This is a genomic window from Streptomyces sp. NPDC001985 (assembly GCF_040296845.1).
Classification (GTDB): domain Bacteria; phylum Actinomycetota; class Actinomycetes; order Streptomycetales; family Streptomycetaceae; genus Streptomyces.
The window spans coordinates 49,478-72,426 of the sequence record NZ_JBEOYB010000035.1; the positions used below are offsets into that span (position 1 = coordinate 49,478).

Genomic DNA, 22,949 nt, shown 5'->3' on the forward strand with positions numbered 1-22,949 from the left:
GCGGCGGGGAGGATTACGGCTTCGGCGCGGCGTGCGGCTCGCACGTCACATTGCGGCTGTCCAGGGTCCCGTTGAGGAGATAGGCGTCGACGCGCTGGTTGACACAGGCGTTGACGATCCCGGTGACGCCGTGCGAACCGGCGCCCTTCTCCAGGATCACCCGCGAGCCCTTGAGCCGCTTGTGCAGCTCGTAGGCGCCGGCGACCGGGGTGGCCGCGTCCCGCTCGGCCTGCACGATGAGCACGCCCGGCAGGCCCTTGCCGCTCCTGACGTCCACCGGGGTGTGCTGCTGGGTGGACCAGGTCGCGCACGGCAGGTTCATCCAGGCGTTGGCCCAGGTCATGAAGGGGTAGTCGCGGTGGAGCCGGGTGTTGTCGCGGTCCCACTTCTTCCAGCTGGTGGGCCACTTGGCGTCCGCGCACTCGACAGCCGTGTAGACGGCGTTGCTGTTCTCGGAGCGGATGTTGCCGGCGGTGTCGGAGAGGTCCGGCGACGCGGCGTCGATCAGCGGCCGGGTGTCACCGGCCACGTACTTGCTCCAGAGCCGGGCGACCGGCGCCCAGGAGGAGTCGTAGTAGGGCGCGCCCTGGAAGAAGCCGGTCAGCTCGGCCGGGCCGACGACTCCGCCGAGCGGGGCGCGCTTGGCGTCGGCGCGCAGGGTGAGCCACTGCCGCTCGACCTTCTCGGGGGTGTCACCGAGGCGGTAGGTGGCGTCGTTCGCGGCGATCCAGCTCTTCCAGTCGTCCCAGCGCATCTGGAAGGCGACGTCCTGGTCCAGGTTGGCCTGGTACCAGATCTTCTCCCGTGAGGGATTCACCACACTGTCGACGACCATCCGGCGGACATGGCCGGGGAAGAGGGTCGCGTACACCCCGCCCAGATAGCTGCCGTAGGAGACACCCAGGAAGTTGAGCTTCCGCTCGCCCAGGGCGGCCCGGATGACATCGAGGTCACGGGCGGTGTTGGGGGTGGTCATGTGCGGCAGCATCCAGCCGCTGCGCTCGGCGCAGCCGTCCGCGTACGCGGCGGCGAGTGCGCGCTGGGCGCGCTTGTCGGCCTCGCTGTCGGGGACCGGGTCGGCCTTGGGGGCCTTGACGAACTCCTGCGGGTCGACACAGGAGATGGGGGTGGAGCGGCCGACGCCGCGCGGGTCGAAGCCCACGAAGTCGTACGCCTTGGCGGTGTTCACCCAGAGCGGGTTCTTGCCGGTGACCCGGGTGGGGAAGCGGAGTCCCGAGCCGCCGGGGCCGCCGGGGTTGTAGAGGAGCGCGCCCTGGCGCTCCTCCTTGGTGCCGGTGTTGCCGATGCGGTCGACGGTCAGCTCGATCTGCCGGCCGTTCGGGCGGGCGTAGTCGAGCGGAACCGTCACCGTGCCGCACTGGATGGGCTTGGCGAGTCCCCAGTCGGCGGGACAGTCGGCCCAGTCGATGCCCTGCCGGGCGGCGCGTTCGGCCGCGATCTGGACACCGCGCGCCTCGGACCCCCCTGAGTGCCGGGCCTCGGCCTGGGCGACCGGGGCGGCTATCGCCCCGGCTATGAGCGCGCCCGCCATCAGAGTGCCGGTCGCGCCGAACACCGCTGTACGTCTCACCTGGAACTGCCTCTCTGTCATGGGTACTCCGCGATCCTCGCGGTTGACGTGCTACCGGCAACAGGCCGTACGGCTGTTTCTTTACCGAACCAATAACCGGTGAGCCGAGTACCGGTGAGCGGTACATCCCTCGGTGAACCCCCGGGAACGGACGAATCGGAGCGGTCGGCGGAACCTCGTCAACCGCCATACGGGTGACGGTCGAGCTACTCCTTTTGATGTACTCGCGGCCTCGGCGCCAACTACGGTCGAGTTGCGCATCACCGTGGCCAATCTCTCGGAATGCTCTATTCCGGCCCTGGTGCGGGCATGCTCGGGTGTCGAGGGCCGGACCGTCCGGAGGCCATGTCCACCTGAACGGACCAAGGGTGTTAAAACTCACATAACGCCGTTTCCGCTCGGAATTCCGCCATGTCGTGGGTCAAGATCCCTGGGACGACAAGCCCCCGTCACCTCGGCGGGGCGGTCCGAGCGGACGCCGAGTCCTGCCGCCGCTTCGGATGACTGGTCGATGGAAGTGCTTCGGCAGGAGTGGAGGACCCGAGCAGTACGGGGCAGCCGGAAAGTCCGGACGTCCCTCGGGGTGAAGCCGCGTCACGCGGCCGGGCACCTTCGTCCGCCCGAACCCGACAGGTCATCCTTCACAGGCGGCTGACGAAGGGTTGCGCATGACTGCGCAGACAAACGTCCCGTTTCTGATGAGCCGGGCGGGGGCCGTATCGGCCCTCACCCTCGCCGCCCTCGGCGGTTCGCTGCTCGTGCCGGGCGGCACGAGCGAGGCGCACGCCGCCACGTCCCACGCGGGCAAGGCGCTCAAGGTGGCGGCCTCCAAGAAGGGAGCGCCCTACCGGTACGGAGGAACCGGGCCGTCCCGCTTCGACTGCTCGGGGCTCACGCTCTACTCGTACAAGAGAGCGGGCAAGAAGCTGCCCCGCACCGCCCAGCAGCAGTACAACAAGACCAAGCGCGTGTCGGCCTCCGGGCGCAAGGCCGGGGACCTGGTGTTCTTCCACTCCGGCGGCTACGTCTACCACGTGGGCATCTACGCCGGTAAGGGAAAGATCTGGCACTCGCCCAAGAAGGGGTCCTGGGTGAAGCTGGACAAGATCTGGAGCAAGAGCGTCAAGTACGGCCGGGTGCGCTGACGGACCGGCAGTGAGCCCGTGCGGGCCGCCGGGTGGACCCCCGGCGGCCCGCCACCGGGCCCCGCCGCCCGGCCGGGGAGCCAGGTCGCGGCCACGACCTGGCCTCCCGCGCCGGACGCGGGAGCCCCGACGCCCGGCCTGCCGCGCAGGCCGGGTGCCGCTCAGCCGGACGTCCCGGCCGGCCACGGCAGGGCGATCCAGACCGTCTTCCCGCCCTCCCGGGTGGGTGTGACGCTGAGCCTGCCGCCACTCTCCGCCGTGAGCGCGCGGACGATCACCATCCCCCGGCCGTTGTCCTGCCGCACGGCGGCGGGCAGCCGCTGGGGCCAGCGCGGGTGACTGTCGGTCACCCCGATGCGCAGCCTCTCGTCCCGCTCCAGCTCCAGGTCCACCGTGAAGGTGGGCGACTGGCCGAAGGTGTGCTGGACCGCATTGGTCACCAGCTCCGAGACGATCAGCCGGATCGTCTCCACGGCCGCGCCCCCGGCCGGCAGGCCCCACTCGGAGACGACGTCGGCGACGAATGTCCGTGCCACGGAGACCGAAGCGGGATCGCTCGGCAGGGTGACGGAGGCTTCCTGAAGGTCTGCCATGGCGACGCTGTCCCTTTCCCACCGCGGCCGGGCTCCGAACTCGAAGCGGAGGGATTGCGCGGGCGGCCACGGATTGCGCTGATCGCCAGAGTGCCACTCATCCCCTCCCCAGAAGGGGCGATCCCCCAAGATATGCATATATCTGTCGCTCGATGCGGTGAACTCTGCGACGAAGGACCGGATTTGGCGGCTCCACCCACTTGGATCGCGGGCGAACCGACAGCGTTCGACGGATCGACGGAAGGAAGCCCCGATGCGCCACGGTCCGGCGGTGCGCCGCCGCAGGCTCGGCGAGGAACTCCGCAGAGCGCGGGTGGCCGCCCGGCTCACCAGCCGCGGCGCGGCGGAACTGGCCGGCTGGCACCAGTCGAAGGTGAGCCGGATCGAGACCGGCGCCAGCGGGGTGAAGGCGGGCGATGTGCGGCTGCTGCTCGATCTGTACCGGGTCGCCGACCCCGGCCCCCGGCTGCTGCTGGAGACCCTGGCGGACGCCGCGGACGGCGGCGGGGACGGCTGGTGGCACGCCTACCGGTCGCTGCTGCCCGCCGAGTACCGCGACTTCATCAGCCTGGAGTCGCAGGCGCGCGCCGTGCGCACGGTGGAGACCTCGGCGGTGCCGGGGCTGCTCCAGACCGCCGAGTACGCCCGGGCGGTGACCCGGGCGACGCTCGCGGATCTCCCCGACGCGACCGTCGACTCGCTCGCGGAGGTGCGGATCGCCCGCCAGGAGGTGCTGCGCGGCCCCAGGCCGCCCGCGCTGAGTGTGGTGCTCGACGAGGCGGTGCTGCGGCGCGAGGTGGGCGGCCCCGGGGTGATGCGGGCGCAACTGCGGGCGCTGGCCGCGGCGTCGGAGCTGCCCTGTGTACGGCTCCAGGTGGTGCCGTTCTCCGCCGGCGGATACGCGGGGCAGACGGGATCTTTCGTTATCTTCTCGTTTCCGAGCACCTCTGATCTGGATGTGGTCATTCTTGACCACTTGACGCGTAGCGTCTCGCTGGAGCGGGCAGAGGATCTCGCGGTGTACAGCGCCGCCTTCGCGACGATGCAGAGGCGCGCGCTCCCACCGGTCGAATCCCTGGATCTGATCGCCGCCCTGGCAGGCGGCGCCTAGGAGGGCCTCATGCGTGAACACCCCGTGCCCGAAGGTCTGGTGTGGCGGCGGAGCAGCCGCAGCACGGCGAAGAACAACTGCGTCGAGGCGGCCCTGCTGGCGCCGGACGGCATCCTGGCCGTACGGGACTCCAAGGACACGGGCCGGCGCCCGCTGCGCTTCTCCGCCCGTGCGTGGAGCCGCTTCCTCACCGCCATGGGAACCGAGAGCGTCAGCTGACCGGCGCGGCCCCGGCCACCGCCGCCACCGCCCGGGCGATCTGCTGATCGGTCAGATCCGCCCGGGCCGTCAGCCGCACCCGTGAGACACCGTCCGGCACCGAAGGGGGCCGGAAGCAGCCAACGGCGAGACCGGCGGCCCGGCAGTTCGCGGCCCACTCCACCGCGGCGCCCGGCGAGGGCGCATGCACGGAGACCACGGCCGCGTCGGGGCGTACGGACGTCAGGCCCCGTTCCGTCAGCCCCCGGTGCAGGGCCATCGCGACCGTACGCACCCTGGCCGCGCGCTCCGGCTCGCGCCGCAGCAGGCGCAGCGCGGCCAGCGCGGCCCCGGCGGCGGCCGGTGCCAGACCCGTGTCGAAGATGAAGGTGCGCGCGGTGTTGACCAGATGGTCGATCACGGCGGCCGGGCCGAGGACCACCCCGCCCTGGCTGCCGAGCGACTTGGAGAGGGTGAGCGTCGCGACGACGCCCGCGCCGCCCGCGATGCCCGCCGCGTGCGGCGCTCCGCGGCCGCCCTCGCCGAGTACGCCGAGACCGTGCGCGTCGTCGACGAGCAGGGCCGCGCCCCGCTCGCGGCAGACACCGGCGAGAGCGGCCAGCGGGGCGGCGTCCCCGTCCACCGAGAACACCCCGTCGGTGACCACCAGGGCGCGCCGCCCGGCGTGGGCACCGAGCACCCCGCGCACCGCTTCCGCGTCGGCGTGCGCGGTGATCTCCGTCCGCGCGCGGGAGAGCCGGCAGCCGTCAATGATCGACGCGTGATTTCCCGCGTCGGAGACGATCAGCGAGTCCCGGGTGGTCAGCGCGGTCAGCGCGGCGAGATTGGCCGCGTAGCCGGAGGAGAGCACCAGGGCCGCGTCGAATCCGCAGAACGCGGCGATCTCCTCCTCCAGTTCGGCGTGGAGGGCGGTGCTGCCCGTGACGAGCCGGGAGCCGGTCGCGCCCGCGCCCCAGCGGTGGGCCGCGTCGGCCGCCGCGGCGGTGACCTCCGGGTGGCGGCAGAGCCCGAGGTAGTCGTTGCCCGCCAGGTCGAGCAGACCGCAGTCGGCCGCGCGGGGCCGCAGGGTGCGCACCAGACCCGCCCGGCGGCGGTGGCCGGATTCGTCCTCGATCCACTCGAAAGGGTCCTGGGTCATGGTGATGAGGTCCTCTTCCGGTGCTCTGGTACGGTCCGCACCGCCGGGTGCGCCGCCCCCGTTGACCGGGGCGTTTTGTAGGCAGCGCACAGACCCTAACCGGGCCGGACCCCGGACCGAATGTGGTCATACACACACCTCGACCATGGTCTGTTGTGGGGTTCCGCCTTTCCCAACCGGCGCGCCGTACGTCAGGATCGGCGCCATGGACCTGCTGAACACGCTGGTGGAGAAGGGGCTTCGGCGCGAGCTGCCGACCCGTGAAGAGGCACTCGCCGTACTGGCGACCTCCGACGACGAGCTGCTCGATGTGGTGGCCGCGGCGGGCCGGGTGCGCCGCCAGTGGTTCGGGCGGCGGGTGAAACTCAACTATCTCGTCAATCTCAAGTCGGGGCTCTGCCCGGAGGACTGCTCCTACTGCTCCCAGCGGCTCGGCTCGAAGGCGGAGATCCTCAAGTACACCTGGCTGAAGCCGGACGAGGCGTCCGAGGCGGCGGCGGCCGGGGTGGCGGGCGGCGCCAAGCGGGTCTGTCTGGTCGCCAGCGGGCGCGGCCCGACCGACCGCGATGTCGACCGGGTCTCGAAGACCATCGAGGCGATCAAGGAGCAGAACGAGGGGGTCGAGGTCTGCGCCTGTCTCGGACTGCTCTCCGACGGCCAGGCGGAGCGGCTGCGGCAGGCCGGCGCGGACGCCTACAACCACAATCTCAACACCTCCGAGTCGACCTACGGCGCCATCACCACCACCCACACCTACGCCGACCGGGTGGAGACGGTGCAACGGGCCCGGGGCGCGGGACTCTCGCCCTGCTCCGGTCTGATCGCGGGGATGGGCGAGAAGGACGAGGACCTCGTCGATGTGGTCTTCGCGCTGCGCGGACTCGACCCGGACTCGGTGCCGGTGAACTTTCTGATCCCCTTCGAGGGAACTCCGCTGGCGAAGGAGTGGAACCTCACCCCGCAGCGGTGTCTGCGGATTCTGGCGATGGTGCGGTTCGTCTGCCCGGATGTGGAGGTACGGCTCGCGGGCGGGCGCGAGGTGCATCTGCGCTCGCTCCAGCCGCTGGCGCTGCACCTGGTCAACTCGGTCTTCCTGGGTGACTATCTGACCAGTGAGGGGCAGGCGGGCCAGGCCGATCTGGACATGATCGCGGACGCCGGCTTCGAGGTGGAGGGCGCGGGCACCACCACCCTGCCCGGGCACCGGGCACCGGCGGGCTGCGGCTCGGCGGGCGCGGAGGCCGGGGCGTGCGGCGGGGACGGTCCGGGCGTGAGCGGGCCGGGCGGTACGGAGGAGGTGCCCGCGCGGGCCGCGGCGGAGCCCTCTGCCGCCCGTACGGATCTGGTGACCGTGCGCCGCCGGGGCGCCGGCACCGGGCTGGCGCCCAATGCCTGAGTCCCGCTCCGTCGCCGAGCTGGTGGCGCTGGACCGGGCCCATGTCTGGCATCCGTACGGCCCCATGCCCGGCCGCGCCGATCCGCTGGTCGTGGAGTCGGCGTCGGGGGTGCGGCTGCGGCTGGCGGAGCCCGTCCACGGGCGGCGCGAGCTGATCGACGGCATGTCGTCGTGGTGGTCGGCGATCCACGGCTACAACCACCCCGTCCTCAATGAGGCGGCGCGCGGCCAGCTGGAGCGGATGAGCCATGTGATGTTCGGCGGGCTGACCCATGAGCCCGCCGTCCGGCTGGCGGCCCGGCTGGTGGAGATCACCCCCGAGCCGCTGCGCCATGTCTTCCTGAGCGACTCGGGCTCGGTCGCGGTCGAGGTCGCGGTCAAGATGTGTCTCCAGTACTGGCGCTCCGCCGGGCGGCCCGCCAAACAGCGCCTGCTGACCTGGCGCGGCGGCTACCACGGCGACACCTGGCAGCCCATGGCGGTGTGCGACCCGGACGGCGGGATGCACCGGCTCTGGTCGGGCGCGCTGCCCCGCCAGATCTTCGCGGACGCGCCGCCCGAGGAGTACGAGGAGGCGTACGCGGACCAGCTGCGGGAGCTGGTCACCCGCCACGCCGATGAGCTGGCCGCGGTGATCGTGGAACCGGTGGTGCAGGGCGCGGGCGGGATGCGGTTCCACTCCCCCCGCTATCTGCGGGTGCTGCGGGAGATCTGCGACGAGCGGGGTGTGCTGCTGATCCTCGACGAGATCGCGACGGGGTTCGGCCGCACCGGAACGCTCTTCGCGGCGGAGCAGGCCGGGATCTGCCCGGATGTGATGTGTCTGGGGAAGGCCCTGACCGGCGGGTATCTCTCGCTGGCGGCCACCGTCTGCACCCCCGGGGTGGCGGAGGGCATCTCCCGGGGCGAGGTCCCGGTGCTGGCGCACGGCCCGACGTTCATGGGCAATCCGCTGGCCGCCGCCGTGGCGAACGCCTCCATCGATCTGCTGCTGGCCGGGGAGTGGGCCCAGGACGTCAAGCGGCTGGAGTCGGGGCTGCGGGAGGGGCTCGCGCCCGCCCGGGGACTGCCGGGGGTGCGGGACGTCCGGGTGCTGGGCGGTGTCGGGGTGGTCCAGCTGGACCGCGAGGTGGACATGGTCCGGGCGACGGAGGCGGCGGTGCGGGCCGGGGTGTGGCTGCGGCCGTTCCGCGATCTCGTCTACACGATGCCGCCCTATGTGACGGGCGACGCGGATCTGGCGCGGGTGTGCGAGGCCGTGTGCGCGGCGGCGGAGGCCTCGCACCGGAGCTGAGCCCCCCGTCGGCCGCGGCGGGCGGGGCCGCACCCGCGCGGTGAACCAGACAAGCGGCACATCCAGCGAAAGGCAAGCGGCATATGTCCGTCATCATCGTCTCCGGGACCGGGACCGAGATCGGGAAGACCGTGGTCACCGCCGCGGTGGCGGCCCTCGCGCAGGGCCGCCGGGTGGCCGTGGTGAAGCCCGCGCAGACCGGTGTCGGCGGGGGTGAGCCCGGGGACCTCGACGAGGTGCGCAGGCTCGGCGGGGCGGTGCACGGGGTGGAGCTGGCGCGGTTCCGGGAGCCGCTGGCGCCCGCCGCCGCCGCGCGCCGCGCCGGGCTGCCGGGGGTGGGGGCGCGGGAGATCGCCGAGCGGGTCGGCTCCCTCGCCGACCGGTACGACCTGGTGCTGGTGGAGGGCGCGGGCGGGCTGCTCGTACGGTTCGACAGCGCGGGCGCCACCCTCGCCGACGCCGCCGGGCTGCTCGGGGCGCCGGTGCTGGTGGTGGCCGCGGCCGGGCTCGGCACGCTCAACTCGGTGGCGCTGACCGGGGAGGCGCTGCGGGCGCGCGGGATCGAGCAGCTCGGGGTGGTGGTGGGGAGCTGGCCGGCCGAGCCGGATCTCGCCGCCCGGTGCAATCTGCTGGATCTTCCGGAGGTGGCGGGGGCGCCGCTGCTGGGGGCGGTTCCGGAGGGCGCGGGGCGGCTCGCGCCCGGGGATTTCCGGGTGCGGGCGCCGGGGTGGCTGGCTCCGCGTCTGGGCGGGTGGTGGGACGCGGACGCCTTCACGGCCTCGGTGAACGCCGCCGCGTACGCGTCGGCCGTGCGCTGAGCCGGTGGCGTCGCCGAAAGGCGGTGGCACGGGCGCGGTGCGGCGTGCTTGGCTCTGGATCATGACTGAGCCGCGCATACGTACCGCCCGGGCCGATGAGGCCGGAACCGTGCTCGCCCTCTGGGCGGAGGCCGCCGAGGGCACGAGCATCACGGACGACCTGGACGGCGTCGGCCGGCTCATCGCGCGGGACCCGGAGGCGCTGATTCTGGCGGAGTCCGCGGGGAGGGTGGTGGGGTCGGTGATCGCGGGGTGGGACGGCTGGCGCTGCTCCCTCTACCGCCTCGCCGTGCACCCCGCCCACCGGAGGCAGGGCATCGGGGCGGCGCTGCTGGCGGCGGCGGAGCGGAGGTTCGCGGCGGTCGGGGGGCGGCGGGGGGACGCGATGGTGCTGGAGGTGAATGAGCGGGCTCAGCGGGTGTGGGAGGCGGCCGGCTACCACCGCGAGGACCACTGGCGCCGCTGGGTCAAGCCCCTGCCCTGACCGCCCCCGCCCCGCACGGGGACCTGTGGCACGGGGTCGTCCAAAGGCCGCACCGGCCGGGGCGCGCCCCGGGCCCCGGCGGGGAGCCCCGGGGCGCGGGAGAGTGCGTTGTTCCGCACATTCGGGGGCAGGCGGGGGGAGGGCGAGGGCCGATAGGCTTGATCCGGGCCTTCCCGTCGATCGACTTTGCTGGTCCTTTACTATGGACCGACCATTACTCTCCGTGTGAACCCTCCGTATGAAAGGTGTGAGCGTCCGTCCATGGACGAGCCTCCCAGTAGCAGACATCGAGCACTCCCCGCCCCCCTGACCGATCCTGGGACGGAGGTGACCCGATGACCGAAGTGCTCCTCCTCCTCGTGGCGGTACTGCTCTCGCTCGCCTGTGGCGTCTTCGTCGCAGCGGAGTTCTCCCTCACCACGGTCGAACGCAGCGACCTCGAAAGCGCCGTCGAGCGCGGCGAGCGCGGCGCGGCGAGTGCCCTCAAGGCCGTGCGCGGCCTCACCTTCCAGCTCTCCGGGGCCCAGCTGGGCATCACCGTGACCAATCTGGTCGTCGGCATGCTCTCCGAGCCCTCGATCAGCAAGCTGATCCGCGGGCCGGTCGAGGATCTCGGCCTCTCCCCGTCGGTGGCCTCCTCCGTCGCCCTGGTCCTCGGCACCGCGCTCTCCACGGTGGTGCTGATGGTGGTCGGCGAGCTGGTCCCCAAGAACTGGGCGATCTCCTCCCCCCTGGCCGTCGCCAAGGTCGTGGCCCCCGCCCAGCGGCTGTTCACCGCCGCTTTCAAGCCGTTGATCAGCCATCTCAACAACACGGCCAACCGCATCCTGCGCCGGCTCGGCATGGAGCCCACCGAGGAGCTGGCCTCCGCCCGCAGCCCGCAGGAGCTGGTCGCGCTGGCCCGGCACTCGGCGAAGGAGGGCGCGCTGGAGGCGGACACCGCCGAGCTGTTCGTCCGTACCCTGAGCCTGGCCGAGCTGACCGCGGAGAATGTGATGACCCCGCGGGTCCAGGTCACGGCCCTGGAGGTGCAGGCCACGGCGGAGGATGTCGCCAACGCCACCCGCGCCACCGGCCTCTCCCGCTTCCCGGTCTACCGGGGCAGCCTCGACACGGTGGTCGGCATCGCGCACATCAAGGACGTCCTCGCGGTCCCCGCGGATCAGCGCCATCGCCGGAGCATCTCCGATGTGCTGCGCGAACCGCTGCTGGTACCGGAGACACTGACCGTGGACCGGCTGATGGACCGGCTCGGCGGCCGGTCCACGATGGCCGTCGTCATCGACGAGTACGGCGGCACCGCCGGTGTGGTGACGATGGAGGACATCGTCGAGGAGGTCGTGGGCGAGGTGCGGGACGAGCACGATCCGCACGAGACCCCCGATCTCGCCCCCGCCGGCGAGGACGCCGACGGCCGTTCGCTGTGGTCGGCGGATGGCGCCGCCCGCACCGATCAGCTGGAGCAGGTGGGCCTGCGGGTCCCCGAGGGGCCCTACGAGACCCTCGCCGGACTGGTCGCCACCGAGCTGGGACGCATCCCGGCCGAGGGTGACCGGATCGATCTGGAGGGCTGGCGGCTCGACGTGGTCGACGCCACCGGGCGGCGGGCCGCGCGGGTGCTGATGCACGCGCCGAGCCCGGCCGATGTCCCCGCCGGACCCGAGGAGGCCGGACGATGATCGCGATCCAGCTTCTCATCGGACTGCTGACCCTGGTGGTCAACGCCTTCTTCGTGGGCGCGGAGTTCGCGCTGATCTCCGTGCGCCGCAGCCAGATCGAGCCGATGGCGGAGGCCGGCAACCGCCGGGCCCGCAGTGTGCTCTGGGGTCTGGAGCATGTGTCGGCGCTGCTGGCGGCGGCCCAGCTCGGCATCACCCTGTGCACCCTGATCCTGGGCATCGTCGCCGAGCCCGCCATCGCGCATCTGCTGGAGCCGGTGTTCCACTCGCTCGGTGTGCCGGACGGCGCGATCCACCCGATCTCGTTCGTGATCGCGCTCTCCCTGGCGACATATCTGCACATGCTCCTCGGCGAGATGGTGCCGAAGAACATCGCGCTGGCCGAGCCGACGCGCAGCGCGCTGCTGCTCGGCCCGCCGCTGGTGGCGGTGGCGCGCGGGCTGCGCCCGGTGATCTTCACGATCAACGCCTTCGCCAACACGCTGCTGAAGCTGCTGCGCGTGGAGGCCAAGGACGAGGTCGCGGCGACCTACTCGGACGACGAGCTGGCCCGGATGGTGGCCGACGCGGGTGACGCGGGGCTGCTGGACGACCGTTCGGCCGAGCGGCTGCGCGACGCGCTGGAGCTGGGCCGGCGCCCGGTGCGCGATGTCGTGATGCCGGTGGAGCAGGTGGTGTACGCGGGGGTCGGGACGACTCCGGAGCAGTTGGAGCAGCTCTCGGCGGAGTCCGGTTTCTCGCGCTTCCCCGTCATGGACACGGGCCGCGGCATCCTCGGCTATCTCCATGTCAAGGACGCGCTGGACGCGGCTCCGCGCCATGAGCCCTTCCCGGTGACGGCCATGCGGCCGATCGCCCGGGTGCGGGCGACGGCGCCGCTGGACGATGTCCTGACCGCGATGCGGCGCAGCCGTACCCATCTGGCGGCCGTCCTCGACGAGGACGGCATTCCGGAGGGTCTGGTGACGATGGAGGACGTGCTGCGGGAGCTGGTCGGCCGGCGCGACTGACCCCTCCCCCAGGGCGTACGGCCCGGGTCCCCGCACGGGGGCCCGGGCCGTTCCGCGTCCTCGCACGGAGTCGCTACCCGGCGGTAGGATCGATGCCGCCATGGAGATGACTGCCAACTACACAAGCTTTGTCGCGGTGGGTGATTCCTTCACCGAGGGCATGTCCGATCTGCTGCCGGACGGCTCCTACCGGGGCTGGGCGGATCTGCTCGCCGCCCGGCTGGCCGCCCGCGCGCCGGGGTTCCGGTACGCGAATCTCGCGGTGCGCGGCAAACTCATCGGCCAGATCGCCGCCGAGCAGGCCGTTCCGGCCGCCGCGATGCGGGCGGATCTGGTGACGCTCGTCGGCGGGCTCAACGACGCGCTGCGCCCCGGCTGCGACATGGGCAGGGTGCGCTTCCATCTGGAGGAGGCGGTGGCCACCCTGGCACCGTCGTGCCGCCGGCTGGTGCTGATGCACAGCCCCGGGCGCCAGGGGCCCTTCCTCGACCGGTTCCGGCCGCGCATGGAGGAGCTGTTCACCCACGTGGACGAGGTGGCGGAGCGGTACGGCGCGCTGGTGGTGGATCTGTACGGCTCCGGCGCGCTGGGCGATCCCCGGCTCTGGGACGCGGACCGGCTCCATCTGACCGCCGAGGGCCACCGGAGAGCGGCCGGCGCGGTCGGGCAGGCGCTCGGCCTCGACGCGCGGGACGACTGGCGGACCCCCCTGCCGGTGGCGGTCCCGGCGCGGTGGACGGCCCGGCGGACCGAGGACCTGCGGTTCGCCCGCCGCCATCTGGGCCCGTGGGTGGGGCGCCGGCTGACCGGCAGGTCCTCCGGGGACGGGCTCCCGCCGAAACGGCCCGAGCTGCTGCCGTACGAGCCCCCGCCCTCGGGGCACGGCGGGCTCTCGTAGCAACGTACAACCGGGACCGCGGCGCCGGCCTGCAGGAACCGCCAGTAGAATCTGGCCGTGTGACTGCTGTGTCTGCGAAGCCCCGTATCCCCAATGTCCTGGCCGACCGCTATGCCTCCGCGGAGCTGGCGGCCCTCTGGTCCCCCGAGCAGAAGGTGAGGCTGGAGCGGAGGCTCTGGCTCGCCGTGCTGCGTGCGCAGAAGGATCTCGGGATCGAGGTGCCGGATGGCGCCATCGCCGATTACGAGCGCGTGCTCGACCGGGTCGATCTGGCGTCGATCGCCGAGCGCGAGAAGATCACCCGTCATGATGTGAAGGCGCGGATCGAGGAGTTCAACGCGCTCGCGGGCCATGAGCAGATCCACAAGGGCATGACCTCCCGGGATCTGACCGAGAATGTGGAGCAGCTCCAGATCCGGCTCTCGCTGGAGCTGGTGCGCGACCGGACGGTCGCGGTGCTGGCCCGCCTCGGCCGGCTCTCCGGCGAGTACGCGGAGCTGGTGATGGCCGGGCGCTCGCACAATGTGGCCGCGCAGGCCACGACGCTGGGGAAGCGCTTCGCGTCCGCGGCGGACGAGCTGCTGGTGGCGTACGGCCGTGTCGAGGAGCTGCTGGCCCGTTATCCGCTGCGCGGGATCAAGGGCCCGATGGGCACCGCGCAGGACATGCTGGACCTGCTGGGCGGGGACAGCGCGAGCCTGGCCGAGCTGGAGCGGCGGATCGCCGGACACCTGGGCTTCGCCGAGGCGTTCACCTCGGTCGGCCAGGTCTATCCGCGCTCGCTCGACTACGACGTGGTCACCGCGCTGGTGCAGCTCGCGGCGGCGCCCTCGTCGGTCGCCAGGACGATCCGGCTGATGGCCGGGCACGAGCTGGTCACCGAGGGCTTCAAGCCGGGCCAGGTGGGGTCCTCCGCCATGCCGCACAAGATGAACACCCGCTCCTGCGAGCGCGTGAACGGTCTGACGGTGATTCTGCGCGGCTATGCCTCGATGGCGGGCGAGCTGGCGGGCGACCAGTGGAACGAGGGGGATGTGTCCTGCTCGGTGGTGCGCCGGGTGGCGCTGCCGGACGCGTTCTTCGCCCTGGACGGGCTGCTGGAGACCTTCCTGACGGTGCTGGACGAGTTCGGCGCCTTCCCGGCCGTGATCGCCCGTGAGCTGGACCGCTATCTGCCGTTCCTGGCCACCACGAAGGTGCTGATGGCCGCGGTGCGGGCGGGTGTGGGCCGCGAGGAGGCGCACGAGGTCATCAAGGAGCACGCGGTGGCGTCGGCGCTGGCGATGCGGGAGCAGGGCGCGGAGCGCAATGAGCTGCTGGACCGGCTCGCCTCGGACGAGCGGATTCCGCTGGACCGGGCCGAGCTGGACGCCCTGATGGCGGACAAGCTGTCGTTCACGGGCGCGGCGGCCGGGCAGGTCGCAGCGGTGCTCGCCCGGGTCGGGGAGATCACCGCGAAGCACCCGGCGGCGGCCGGGTACAGCCCGGGATCGATCCTCTGAGCCCCGGGGACGCCCCCGGCCCCCGCGACCCCCGCGACCGCACCGTCGACGATGTGGTCGCGGAGGGCCTGCGGGTGCTCTTCTGCGGTATCAACCCGGGGCTGATGTCGGCGGAGACCGGCCACCACTTCGCCCGGCCGGGCAATCGTTTCTGGCCGGTTCTGCATCTCTCGGGCTTCACCCCGCGCCGGCTGCACCCGTCGGAGCAGGGCGAGCTGACGGGGTACGGCCTGGGCATCACCAATGTGGTGGCCCGGGCGACGGCCCGCGCCGACGAGCTGGACGACGAGGAGCTGCGGGAGGGCGGGCGGCTGCTGCGGGCGAAGGTGGAGCGGCTGCGGCCGCGCTGGCTGGCGGTGGTGGGAGTGACCGCGTACCGCACGGCCTTCGGCGACCGCAAGGCCCAAATCGGGCGTCAGGAGCTGAGCGTCGGCGGGGCGGGGGTGTGGGTGCTGCCCAACCCGAGCGGGTTGAACGCGCACTGGACGGCGCAGTCGATGGCGGAGGAGTTCGCCCGCCTGCGGGCCGCGACCGCCCTCCCGCCCCCGGCCGGAGGCCCCGCCCCCGCCCGGTGAGCGGGCCCCGCCCGGTGCGGTCTCCGTGTGCCCCGGCCCCGTCCTCGATCTCCCCCGGAGCCGCCTCCGGAAGGCCCGGATTCCCCACCCCCACCCGAACGCAGGGCAAACCCCGCCCTCGGGCACGCCGCCCCACCCCACCGGCAACCCGAGGCGCACCACCTCGACCCCACCGGCGTTTGAGACGCACCCCTCCCCCTCCGGCGACTGAGCAGCACCACGTCAGCCCCGCCGACGAACCCGAGCACCTTCAGCCTCGCCGGCGACTGAGCAGCACCACTTCAGCCCCGCCGGCGTTTGAGGCGCGGGGGTTCGGGCGCCGGCCCCCGGCCCCGGGGCCCGCGCCGGGCGGGGGCCGAGGGGCGGGGTGCGGGCGCCCCCGCGTTGCACGCCTTGCACCGATCGTGCACGTCGGAGAGCCAGCGAGTACGATCCGGCAGACACACGCGCCCGATCTGCACGAGTGAGGGCTGGAAGGACACATGGTGGGGCGGCTGACCGGCGGAGACCCGTCGCTGCTGCGGCGGATCAACTCCGCGGTGGTACTCCATGCGCTGCGGGACGCCGGCTCCCCCACGCTCACGGATCTGACCCGGCTGACGGGACTCTCCCGGCCGACGGTCGAGGGCGTGATCGAGGGGCTTGTCGAAACAGGGCTGGTCAGCGAGTCGGTCCCCGAGGAGGGCGAGGCGCGCCGTCAGGGCCGCCCGGCGCGCCGCTTCCGGTTCCGGGTCGAGGCGGGGCATCTGCTGGGGGTGGAGATAGGCCCGCACCGGGTCTCCGCGCTGGTGTCCGGGCTGGACGGGCGCATCATCGGCGCCGGGGACCGGGAGGTCTCGGAGTCGGCGTCGGCCGACGACCGGCTGGAGCGGGTGCGGCTGGTGATCGCGGATGTGCTGCGGCGGGCCGGGATCTCCCGGACCAATCTGCGGGCGGTCGGGGTCGGCACCCCGGGGATCGTGGAGGCCGACGGGACCGTACGGCTGGGCACGGCGCTGCCGGGCTGGACCGGGCTGCCCCTGGGGCAGCGGCTCCAGCGCTCCTTCCGCTGCCCGGTGATCGTGGAGAACGACGCCAACGCGGCGGCGGTCGCCGAGCACTGGAAGGGGCAGGCGAGGGGCTCCGACGATGTCGTCTTCGTGCTGGCGGGGCTGAGCCCGGGCGCGGGATCGCTGATCGGCGGCCGGCTGCACCGGGGCTTCGGCGGCGCGGCCGGCGAGATCGGGGCGCTGCATCTGCTGGGGCGCGAGGCGACCCCGGAGCGGCTGCTCTCGACGACGGACGAGCCGCTGCACCCGCTCGACGAGCACGCGGTGGCGGATGTCTTCACTCTCGCCAAGCGGGGCGACGCCCGGGCGCAGGCCGCGGTGGAACGGTTCATCCAGCGTCTGGTCCACGATGTGGCGGCGCTGGTGCTGGCGCTCGATCCGGAGCTGGTGGTGGTCGGCGGCTGGGCCGCCGGGATCGACGGTGTGCTCGACCCGCTCCGCGACGAGCTGGCGCGCTACTGTCTGCGCCCGCCGAAGGTGGCGCTGTCGCTGCTGCGGGAGGCGGTCGTGGCGACGGGTGCGCTGCGGCTGGCGCTCGACCATGTCGAGGAGGAGCTGTTCGCGGTGGAGGGCACGGTGACGGCCCGCCGCTGAGCGCTGGCTCGGTGCGGCGGGCCGTACGGGTCCGTGCGGTCCCGGCCGGGCCCGGTGGGCCGGCCGGGTGTGGTGTTCAGGAGGCGCGTCGCTCCGTACCGTGGTGGCTTATCTGCACATCGCCGGAGTCCCCGAAGGTGAGCCGGCAGGTGTCGGCCCGGTAGGTCGCCACCGTCACGGCGGCGGTCCTGCCCCGGGAGAAGTAGCGGGTGGTCACGACCAGCACGGGCGCGCCGGGGAGCCGGTCGAGCTCCCGGGCGTCGTCTGCGCGGGCCGAGCCCAGTTCCACGGCGCGGTCCTGGCCGTCCAGGTCGAGCCGCTGGAGTTCACGGAGCACGGCGCGGGCGCGCGCGGGCCCCGGCGGTGCGTCTATGGCCGACAGACCGGGCACGGACGTGGCCGGAACGTAGAGCTGCTCGGCCGCGACCGGCTGCCCATGGCTCACGCGCAGTCTGCGCAGCGTGTACGTCTCCTCTTCGGTCGCTGTCGCGAGCAGCCGGGCCACCGCGGCGGGCGGTACGGCTCTGGTGCAGTCGAAGGACTGCCAGGCGTCCTGGGCGGAGCCGGGCCAGGCGTGCTGGGTGGTGGAGACATCCACTCCCATGCGCGGCGGGGCGACGGTCGTGCCGACGCCTCGGCGCCGCTGGAGCCGCCCTTCGAGTTCGAGTTGTTCGAGTGCTTGGCGCAGGGTCGCTCGGGCGACTCCGAAGCGCGCGGCGAGGTCCCGTTCGTTCGGCAGGATCTCCCCCACCGCGAAATCCGAGTCGAGCGCTTCCCCGATCACCGTCTTGAGGTGCCAGTACTTCGGTTCCGGCACTGATTCCAGCTGCGTGGTCCCCACCCTGATCCTCCGCATTCGCCGTGTCAGCGGCGGCTTTTCCGCGCCCTTGTTTATTAAAGGTTCCTGCACTATCTATGCCGACCATAGGACGGCGCGTCACCTTGGTCAAGACCAATCCTGCGTTTGTCACCCGATGAAGTCGACCGGGTTGGGCAAGCGTTCACAGGCTGTTAGCACCCCAGTGAAGCGCGCACCACACATTGCCCATGATTTTTCGGACAAGGGCTCTGACGTGCATGGAAGCAGGGCTTCCAGGGGCCACAGGGGTTACATCGGAGCCACCCCGGAGAGTTTGTCTGGGTTACGCATGATGTAGACACACTGAATACGTCCGTCCGCGATGTCCACGTGGATGACACTGTCCGGCTTTCCGCCGGAGAGGACGAGCAGCGCCGGCGCGCCGTTGACCTCGGTGATCCTGCCCTCCGCGGCCGGGATCGCCTCCTTCGCGACGGCGAAGAGGAAACGCCCCACGTTGCCCACGCCCTGGAGGACCTGGAGCGGCGCCCTCGCCTTGCCCCCGCTGTCGCCGACGAGGCGCACATCGGGTGCGAGCAGGGCGAGCAACTGCTCCAGGTCGCCGCCGGACGCGGCGGCGATGAATCGCTCGGTCAGATGCCGGCGCTCCACCGGGTCCACGTCGTAGCGGGGTTTGCGCTCGTCCACATGGCGGCGCGCCCGCCCCGCGAGCTGCCGCACGGCCGCCTCGGAGCGTTCCAGGATGGCCGCGATCTCCCCGTGGGCGAAGCCGAACGCCTCACGCAGCACGAACACCGCCCGCTCCAGCGGGGAGAGTGATTCCATGACGACGAGGACGGCGAGAGAGACGGATTCGGCGAGAACTGCCCGTTCGGTCAGATCGGGGGTGGTATGCCCGATGTCCGTGGCGATCGGTTCGGGCAGCCAGGGGCCGATGTAGGACTCGTGCCGGGACTGGATCTGCCTCAGCCGGTCGATGGCGAGGCGGGTCGTGATCCTTACGAGATAGCCACGGGGTTCCGCGACATTCGTACGATCCTGCGCAGTCCAGCGGAGCCAGGCGTCCTGAACCACGTCCTCTGCGTCGGCCACCCGGCCGAGCATGCGGTAGGCCACTGCGGTCAGCACATGCCGGTGCTCTTCGAAGACATCGGTCAGGGTCTCGGTCGCCACCCCTCCATCCCAACCGACCGGCGCCCCCATGTCCAGGCAGCCGGGGTGCGTCATATGTCTCCCGGCCGGAAGTAACGGGTCAGTTCGGGGAAGGTGCGCACCCGGCTCTTGAACCGGAACCTACCGATCGGTAATTCTAACTGACAAGCCGTCTACAAGCTCCGAGCAGGGGCGACATGAGGGAGTAACAGTCATGGTCGCGGACATTTCGTTCTCCATCGCGTCACCCGGGGGTGACCGGACCCTGTCCATGGCCTACGAGAGGAATGGCGCGGGAGAGCCCCTGCTCCTCCTCCACGGCATCGGACACCACTGGCAGGCCTGGGAGCCGGTGATCCGCCTACTGGCCGCCGAGCGCGAGGTCGTCGCCGTGGACCTGCCCGGCTTCGGGGCCTCCGCGCCGCTGCCCGACGGGATGGCGTACGACCTGGACAGCGTGGGAGCGGTGCTCGGTTCGCTCTGCGCCGCGCTCGGGATCGAGCGTCCGCACGTCGCGGGCAACTCGCTCGGCGGGCTGCTCGCCCTGGAGCTGGGCCGGACCGGTCTCGTACGGTCGGTCACCGCGCTCTCGCCCGCCGGATTCTGGAACGAGCGGGAGCGCGTCCTCGCCTTCGGGGCGCTCCGGGCGATGCGGGCGGGGGCCCGGTCGGTGCCGCTGCCGGTGATCGAGAAGCTGTCCCGGTCGGCGGCCGGGCGGGCGGCGCTGACGGGCAGCGTCTACGCCAGGCCCGGCAGGCGCTCATCCGGCGCGGTCGTCGCCGAGACCCTCGCGCTGCGCGGTGCCACCGGCTTCCACCAGACGCTCGCCGCCGGACTGAGCGTCACCTTCCCGCACGATGTCCCGGATGTCCCGGTCACCATCGCCTGGGGGACCCGGGACCGGCTGCTCCCGCCCCGTCAGGGGGTCCGGGCCAAGCGGGCCATCCCCCGCGCCCGGCTCGTCCGGCTGCCCGGCTGTGGGCACGTCCCGATGAACGACGATCCCGCGCTGGTCGCCCGGGTCCTCCTGGACGGCAGCGGACGCTGACCTCCGGGCGCCGAACACCCCGGAGCCGAGCGCGGCCCCCGCGCCCACCAGGACTCCGCCGGCCGCCTGGGCGGGGCCGAGGCTGCCGGCGCCCACCACCGGCGCGGTGAGCGCGGCGGCGACGGGGATCAGCCCGGTGAAGAGCGTGGCGCGCTCGGTGCCGATCCGCTGAATGCCCATGTACCAGGCGACAAAGCCGATGACGGTGACCACGGCGGCCTGCCAGACCAGGGCGAGCGCCTCCCCCTGGTCGGGCAGCCGGACGAACCCGCGCCCGTCGAGGACCAGGCCGATCACCGCGGACTCGACGGCGGCGACGCCGCAGACACAGGCCGTCAGCAGCCGGGGCCCCAGCGGGCGCAGGACCGGAGCGGCCAGTACCGCGAAGCCGACCTCGCCGATCAGCGCGGCCACCGAGAAGACGATGCCGGCCGTGTCGGTGCGGCCCCACCCCTGGACGGTGAAGGCCCCGGCGGCGACGAGCAGGGCGCCGTACAGCACGGGCCGGGTGGGCCGGCGGCCGTCCATCAGCGGGACGAACACGGCGACGATGACGGGCGCGCACCCGACGAACACTCCCGGAACGGCGGGTTCGGCGGTGCGCTCGGCGGCCAGCACCGCCAGGTTGAAGCCCACCATCCCGACCCCGGCCAGCAGCGCGATCCGTCCCCACTGGCGCACGGAGAGCGCCCGTACCGGGGCGAGCGCGGCCCGCCCGCCGAGCAGCGGGAGCAGCAGCAGGAGGGCGAGCGCGTAGCGGACCGCCTGGCCGCCCGCGTACGGATAGTCGCCCAGCACGCTGTTGGCGGTGAAGGAGGCTCCGACGAGGCAGTAGGCGAAGGAGACGAGGAGCACCCCGTTCAGGGTCCGGCGGGTCTGGCTGTTCAGCGGGGTGGTCGGGCGATTCATGGGGGTGAGGCTAGGAGGTCCGGCGGTCCGCTTTAAGGTCCACTTCCATGACGTCATCGGGGACCACTTCGGGGGAGAGCGGGACGAGGCGCCCGGGGGCGAGGGACGAGGGGGCCGGTGCCCCGGAGGGCGGCGCTCCGGGGAGTGGCGGGTGGAGCGCGGCGTGGGAGCTGCTGCTGCCCGCGGCCGGGGCGCCGGCCCGGCAGCGCGGGCGGGCGCTCCAGTCGGCGCTGCGGGACGCGGTGCGGTCGGGCCGGCTGGCGGCGGGCACCCGGCTGCCCGCGAGCCGGGAGCTGGCCGCCGATCTCGGGGTGTCGCGGGGGCTGGTCACCGAGGCGTACGAGCAGCTGACGGCCGAGGGGTATCTCCGCAGCGACCGGGGCGCGGGCACCTGGGTGGGGGACGCGGCGCGCGCCCCCGCGCGGGGAGCGCGGGATCTCGCGCCCCGGCGCGTGCCCGGAGCGCTGGTGGACTTCCGCCCGGGGGCGCCCGATCTCTCGCTCTTCCCCCGGGCCGCGTGGGGCGCGGCCCACCGGTCCGTCCTGGCCCGGCTGCCGCACCGGGCGCTCGGCTATCCCGATCCCCGGGGACTGCCGGAGCTGCGGACGGCGCTGGCCGCGCTGCTGACCCGGCGGCGCGGGGTCGTGGCCGATCCGGAGTGCCTGGTGGTGTGTTCGGGTGTCGCGCAGGCGATGACGGTCCTCGGCCAGGTGCTGCGCGGGCGCGGTCACGGGGCGATCGGGGTGGAGGACCCGGGCAGCCCCGAGCACGATCCGCTGTTCGCCGCCGCCGGGCTGCGGACGGTGCCGCTGCCGCTGGACGCCGAGGGGCTGGCCATGGCGCCCCTGCGCGGCTCGGGGGTGACCGCCGCGTCCACCACCCCGGCCCATCAGTTCCCCTCCGGGATCGCCTACTCGGCGCCGCGCCGAGCCGAGCTGCTCGACTGGGCGCGGTCGGTGGACGGGCTGATCGTGGAGGACGACTACGACGGCGACTTCCGCTACGACCGGGCGCCGGTCGGCGCCCTCCAGGGGCTCGATCCGGACCGTGTCGCGTACAGCGGCTCGGTGAGCAAGTCCCTCGCGCCGGGGCTGCGGCTCGGCTGGCTGGTGGTGCCCCGGCGGCTGCTGGACGAGGCCGTGGAGCGCAAGCGCACCATGGACCTGGGCAACCCCGCCCTGGACCAGGCCCTGCTGGCGGACTTCATCACCGGCGGCGGCTACGACCGGCAGCTGCGCCGCTGCCAGCGGGCCTACCGGGAGCGGCGCGACACCCTCGTCCGCGCCCTCGGCGAGCACTTCCCGGGTGCCGAGGTCAGCGGGATCGCGGCGGGGCTGCACATCATCGCCTCCCTCCCGGCGCGGTACGGACCCGAGGAACGGTTCCTGAGGCGTGCGGAGCGGGCCGGAATCGCGGTCCGGCCACTCTCGGCCCACACGGTGCTGCCGGGCCGGGAGAAGGGCGTGCGACTGGTTCTGGGGTACGCGCAGCTGACGCCGTCCGAGATCGTGCGGGGGGTCCGGCTGCTGGCCGGCGCGGCGGGCTGAGATGACCGGCCGTTCACCCCGCCGTCGAGCCCACCTCACACACCGGACCCGCTGGTTGCCCGGATTCGCAGAAACCCGAGCAGGCCCCCCCCGGTGATCGAGCCACACCACCCCAGCCCCTCCAGCGAGCCGAGGCACGAAATCCAGCCCCTCCGGCGATTGAGGAGCGGGGGTTCGGGGGCCGGCCCCCGACCGTGGCCCGCACCGTGCGGGGGCCTCTGGACCAGGGGCCGTCCTCGAACTCCCCCAGAGCTGCCTCTGGGAGGCACCCCCGGACGGGCTGAGTTCGCCCGGGTTGCCCCCGGCGCGGGGGCCGGCCTCGCACGCCGGGCCGGCCGGGTTTGTGCGGGCACCCGTCGCACAGGGGGCGTTTCCCG

The 22,949-nt window shown here is 72.9% G+C and carries 20 protein-coding genes, 1 pseudogene and 1 riboswitch; of the genes and pseudogenes, 15 read left to right on the forward strand and 6 right to left on the reverse strand.

All coding sequences use genetic code 11. From position 1 onward, the window contains the following. Positions 1–13 precede the first annotated feature (13 nt). On the reverse strand, positions 14–1,612 hold the full coding sequence (locus ABT122_RS17765; RefSeq protein ID WP_351552369.1) for an alpha/beta hydrolase: 1,599 nt from the start codon (positions 1,610–1,612) through the stop codon (positions 14–16). A 487-nt stretch (positions 1,613–2,099) separates the two neighbouring features. After that, positions 2,100–2,256, forward strand: a riboswitch (cyclic di-AMP (ydaO/yuaA leader). A gap of 3 nt (positions 2,257–2,259) precedes the next feature. Here ABT122_RS17765 and ABT122_RS17770 point away from each other — a divergent pair. Continuing rightward, entirely contained in the window at positions 2,260–2,736 is a 477-nt protein-coding gene (locus tag ABT122_RS17770) for a C40 family peptidase (RefSeq protein ID WP_351552372.1), read from the forward strand. A 161-nt stretch (positions 2,737–2,897) separates the two neighbouring features. Here the strand turns inward: ABT122_RS17770 and ABT122_RS17775 are convergent, their stop codons facing one another. After that, the gene (locus tag ABT122_RS17775) at positions 2,898–3,329 is read right to left on the reverse strand and encodes an ATP-binding protein (RefSeq protein WP_351552375.1); all 432 of its coding nucleotides are present in this window, start codon (positions 3,327–3,329) and stop codon (positions 2,898–2,900) included. Positions 3,330–3,582: 253 nt separating this feature from the next. Between ABT122_RS17775 and ABT122_RS17780 the strand changes: the two genes are divergently transcribed. Both ABT122_RS17780 and ABT122_RS17785 read left to right on the forward strand, forming a co-directional pair. Continuing rightward, positions 3,583–4,440 carry a helix-turn-helix domain-containing protein gene (locus ABT122_RS17780; RefSeq protein WP_351552378.1) on the forward strand — a complete coding sequence of 286 codons (858 nt, stop codon included), beginning with the start codon at positions 3,583–3,585 and terminating at the stop codon, positions 4,438–4,440. Between the two features lie 9 nt (positions 4,441–4,449). Next, the gene (locus ABT122_RS17785; RefSeq protein WP_351552381.1) at positions 4,450–4,659 is read left to right on the forward strand and encodes a DUF397 domain-containing protein; all 210 of its coding nucleotides are present in this window, start codon (positions 4,450–4,452) and stop codon (positions 4,657–4,659) included. On the opposite strand, the gene ABT122_RS17790 is transcribed toward ABT122_RS17785, so the two are convergent. Further along, a complete protein-coding gene (locus tag ABT122_RS17790) occupies positions 4,652–5,797 on the reverse strand; it encodes an 8-amino-7-oxononanoate synthase (RefSeq protein WP_351552384.1) in 1,146 nt (381 codons plus the stop codon). The two genes, ABT122_RS17785 and ABT122_RS17790, sit on opposite strands and share 8 nt — an antisense overlap. Before the next feature lie 205 nt (positions 5,798–6,002). On the opposite strand from ABT122_RS17790, the gene bioB reads away from it, so the two are divergent. The 10 genes from bioB (at position 6,003) to ABT122_RS17840 (ending at position 17,096) form a co-directional block, all read left to right on the forward strand. Continuing rightward, on the forward strand, positions 6,003–7,193 hold the full coding sequence (bioB, locus tag ABT122_RS17795) for a biotin synthase BioB (protein ID WP_351552387.1): 1,191 nt from the start codon (positions 6,003–6,005) through the stop codon (positions 7,191–7,193). After that, a complete protein-coding gene (locus ABT122_RS17800; protein WP_351552390.1) occupies positions 7,186–8,487 on the forward strand; it encodes an adenosylmethionine--8-amino-7-oxononanoate transaminase in 1,302 nt (433 codons plus the stop codon). The genes bioB and ABT122_RS17800 overlap by 8 nt, the downstream gene beginning before the upstream one ends. Positions 8,488–8,570: 83 nt before the next feature. Then, positions 8,571–9,305, forward strand: a complete 735-nt coding sequence (gene bioD, locus ABT122_RS17805) for a dethiobiotin synthase (RefSeq protein ID WP_351552393.1) — start codon at positions 8,571–8,573, stop codon at positions 9,303–9,305. A 61-nt stretch (positions 9,306–9,366) separates the two neighbouring features. Continuing rightward, positions 9,367–9,789 (forward strand): GNAT family N-acetyltransferase, encoded by a 423-nt coding sequence (locus tag ABT122_RS17810; protein ID WP_351552395.1) that lies wholly within the window; start codon positions 9,367–9,369, stop codon positions 9,787–9,789. A gap of 335 nt (positions 9,790–10,124) precedes the next feature. Beyond that, positions 10,125–11,468: a hemolysin family protein gene (locus ABT122_RS17815; RefSeq protein ID WP_351552398.1), complete on the forward strand. Its 1,344-nt coding sequence runs from the start codon at positions 10,125–10,127 to the stop codon at positions 11,466–11,468. Further along, positions 11,465–12,478 (forward strand): hemolysin family protein, encoded by a 1,014-nt coding sequence (locus tag ABT122_RS17820; RefSeq protein WP_351552401.1) that lies wholly within the window; start codon positions 11,465–11,467, stop codon positions 12,476–12,478. The genes ABT122_RS17815 and ABT122_RS17820 overlap by 4 nt, the downstream gene beginning before the upstream one ends. 100 nt (positions 12,479–12,578) lie before the next feature. Beyond that, positions 12,579–13,376, forward strand: a complete 798-nt coding sequence (locus ABT122_RS17825; RefSeq protein ID WP_351552404.1) for an SGNH/GDSL hydrolase family protein — start codon at positions 12,579–12,581, stop codon at positions 13,374–13,376. 59 nt (positions 13,377–13,435) lie between these two features. Further along, entirely contained in the window at positions 13,436–14,878 is a 1,443-nt protein-coding gene (gene purB, locus ABT122_RS17830) for an adenylosuccinate lyase (RefSeq protein ID WP_351552407.1), read from the forward strand. A gap of 53 nt (positions 14,879–14,931) precedes the next feature. After that, positions 14,932–15,453: a G/U mismatch-specific DNA glycosylase gene (gene mug / locus ABT122_RS17835; protein ID WP_351552410.1), complete on the forward strand. Its 522-nt coding sequence runs from the start codon at positions 14,932–14,934 to the stop codon at positions 15,451–15,453. Positions 15,454–15,938: 485 nt separating this feature from the next. Continuing rightward, positions 15,939–17,096 carry an ROK family transcriptional regulator gene (locus ABT122_RS17840; protein ID WP_351552413.1) on the forward strand — a complete coding sequence of 386 codons (1,158 nt, stop codon included), beginning with the start codon at positions 15,939–15,941 and terminating at the stop codon, positions 17,094–17,096. Between the two features lie 76 nt (positions 17,097–17,172). Here the strand turns inward: ABT122_RS17840 and ABT122_RS17845 are convergent, their stop codons facing one another. After that, positions 17,173–17,937, reverse strand: a complete 765-nt coding sequence (locus tag ABT122_RS17845) for a GntR family transcriptional regulator (RefSeq protein WP_351552416.1) — start codon at positions 17,935–17,937, stop codon at positions 17,173–17,175. A gap of 267 nt (positions 17,938–18,204) precedes the next feature. Then, positions 18,205–19,089: an RNA polymerase sigma-70 factor gene (locus ABT122_RS17850; RefSeq protein WP_351552419.1), complete on the reverse strand. Its 885-nt coding sequence runs from the start codon at positions 19,087–19,089 to the stop codon at positions 18,205–18,207. A gap of 193 nt (positions 19,090–19,282) precedes the next feature. Between ABT122_RS17850 and ABT122_RS17855 the strand changes: the two genes are divergently transcribed. After that, complete coding sequence (locus ABT122_RS17855) at positions 19,283–20,116, forward strand: alpha/beta fold hydrolase (RefSeq protein WP_351552421.1); 834 nt, start codon at positions 19,283–19,285, stop codon at positions 20,114–20,116. 39 nt (positions 20,117–20,155) lie between these two features. On the opposite strand, the pseudogene ABT122_RS17860 reads toward ABT122_RS17855, so the two are convergent. After that, a pseudogene (locus tag ABT122_RS17860) lies at positions 20,156–21,082 on the reverse strand (DMT family transporter); the annotation flags it as partial. On the opposite strand from ABT122_RS17860, the gene pdxR reads away from it, so the two are divergent. Next, the gene (pdxR, locus tag ABT122_RS17865) at positions 21,073–22,572 is read left to right on the forward strand and encodes a MocR-like pyridoxine biosynthesis transcription factor PdxR (protein WP_351552423.1); all 1,500 of its coding nucleotides are present in this window, start codon (positions 21,073–21,075) and stop codon (positions 22,570–22,572) included. The pseudogene ABT122_RS17860 and the gene pdxR overlap by 10 nt on opposite strands. The last annotated feature ends 377 nt before the right edge of the window (positions 22,573–22,949 follow it).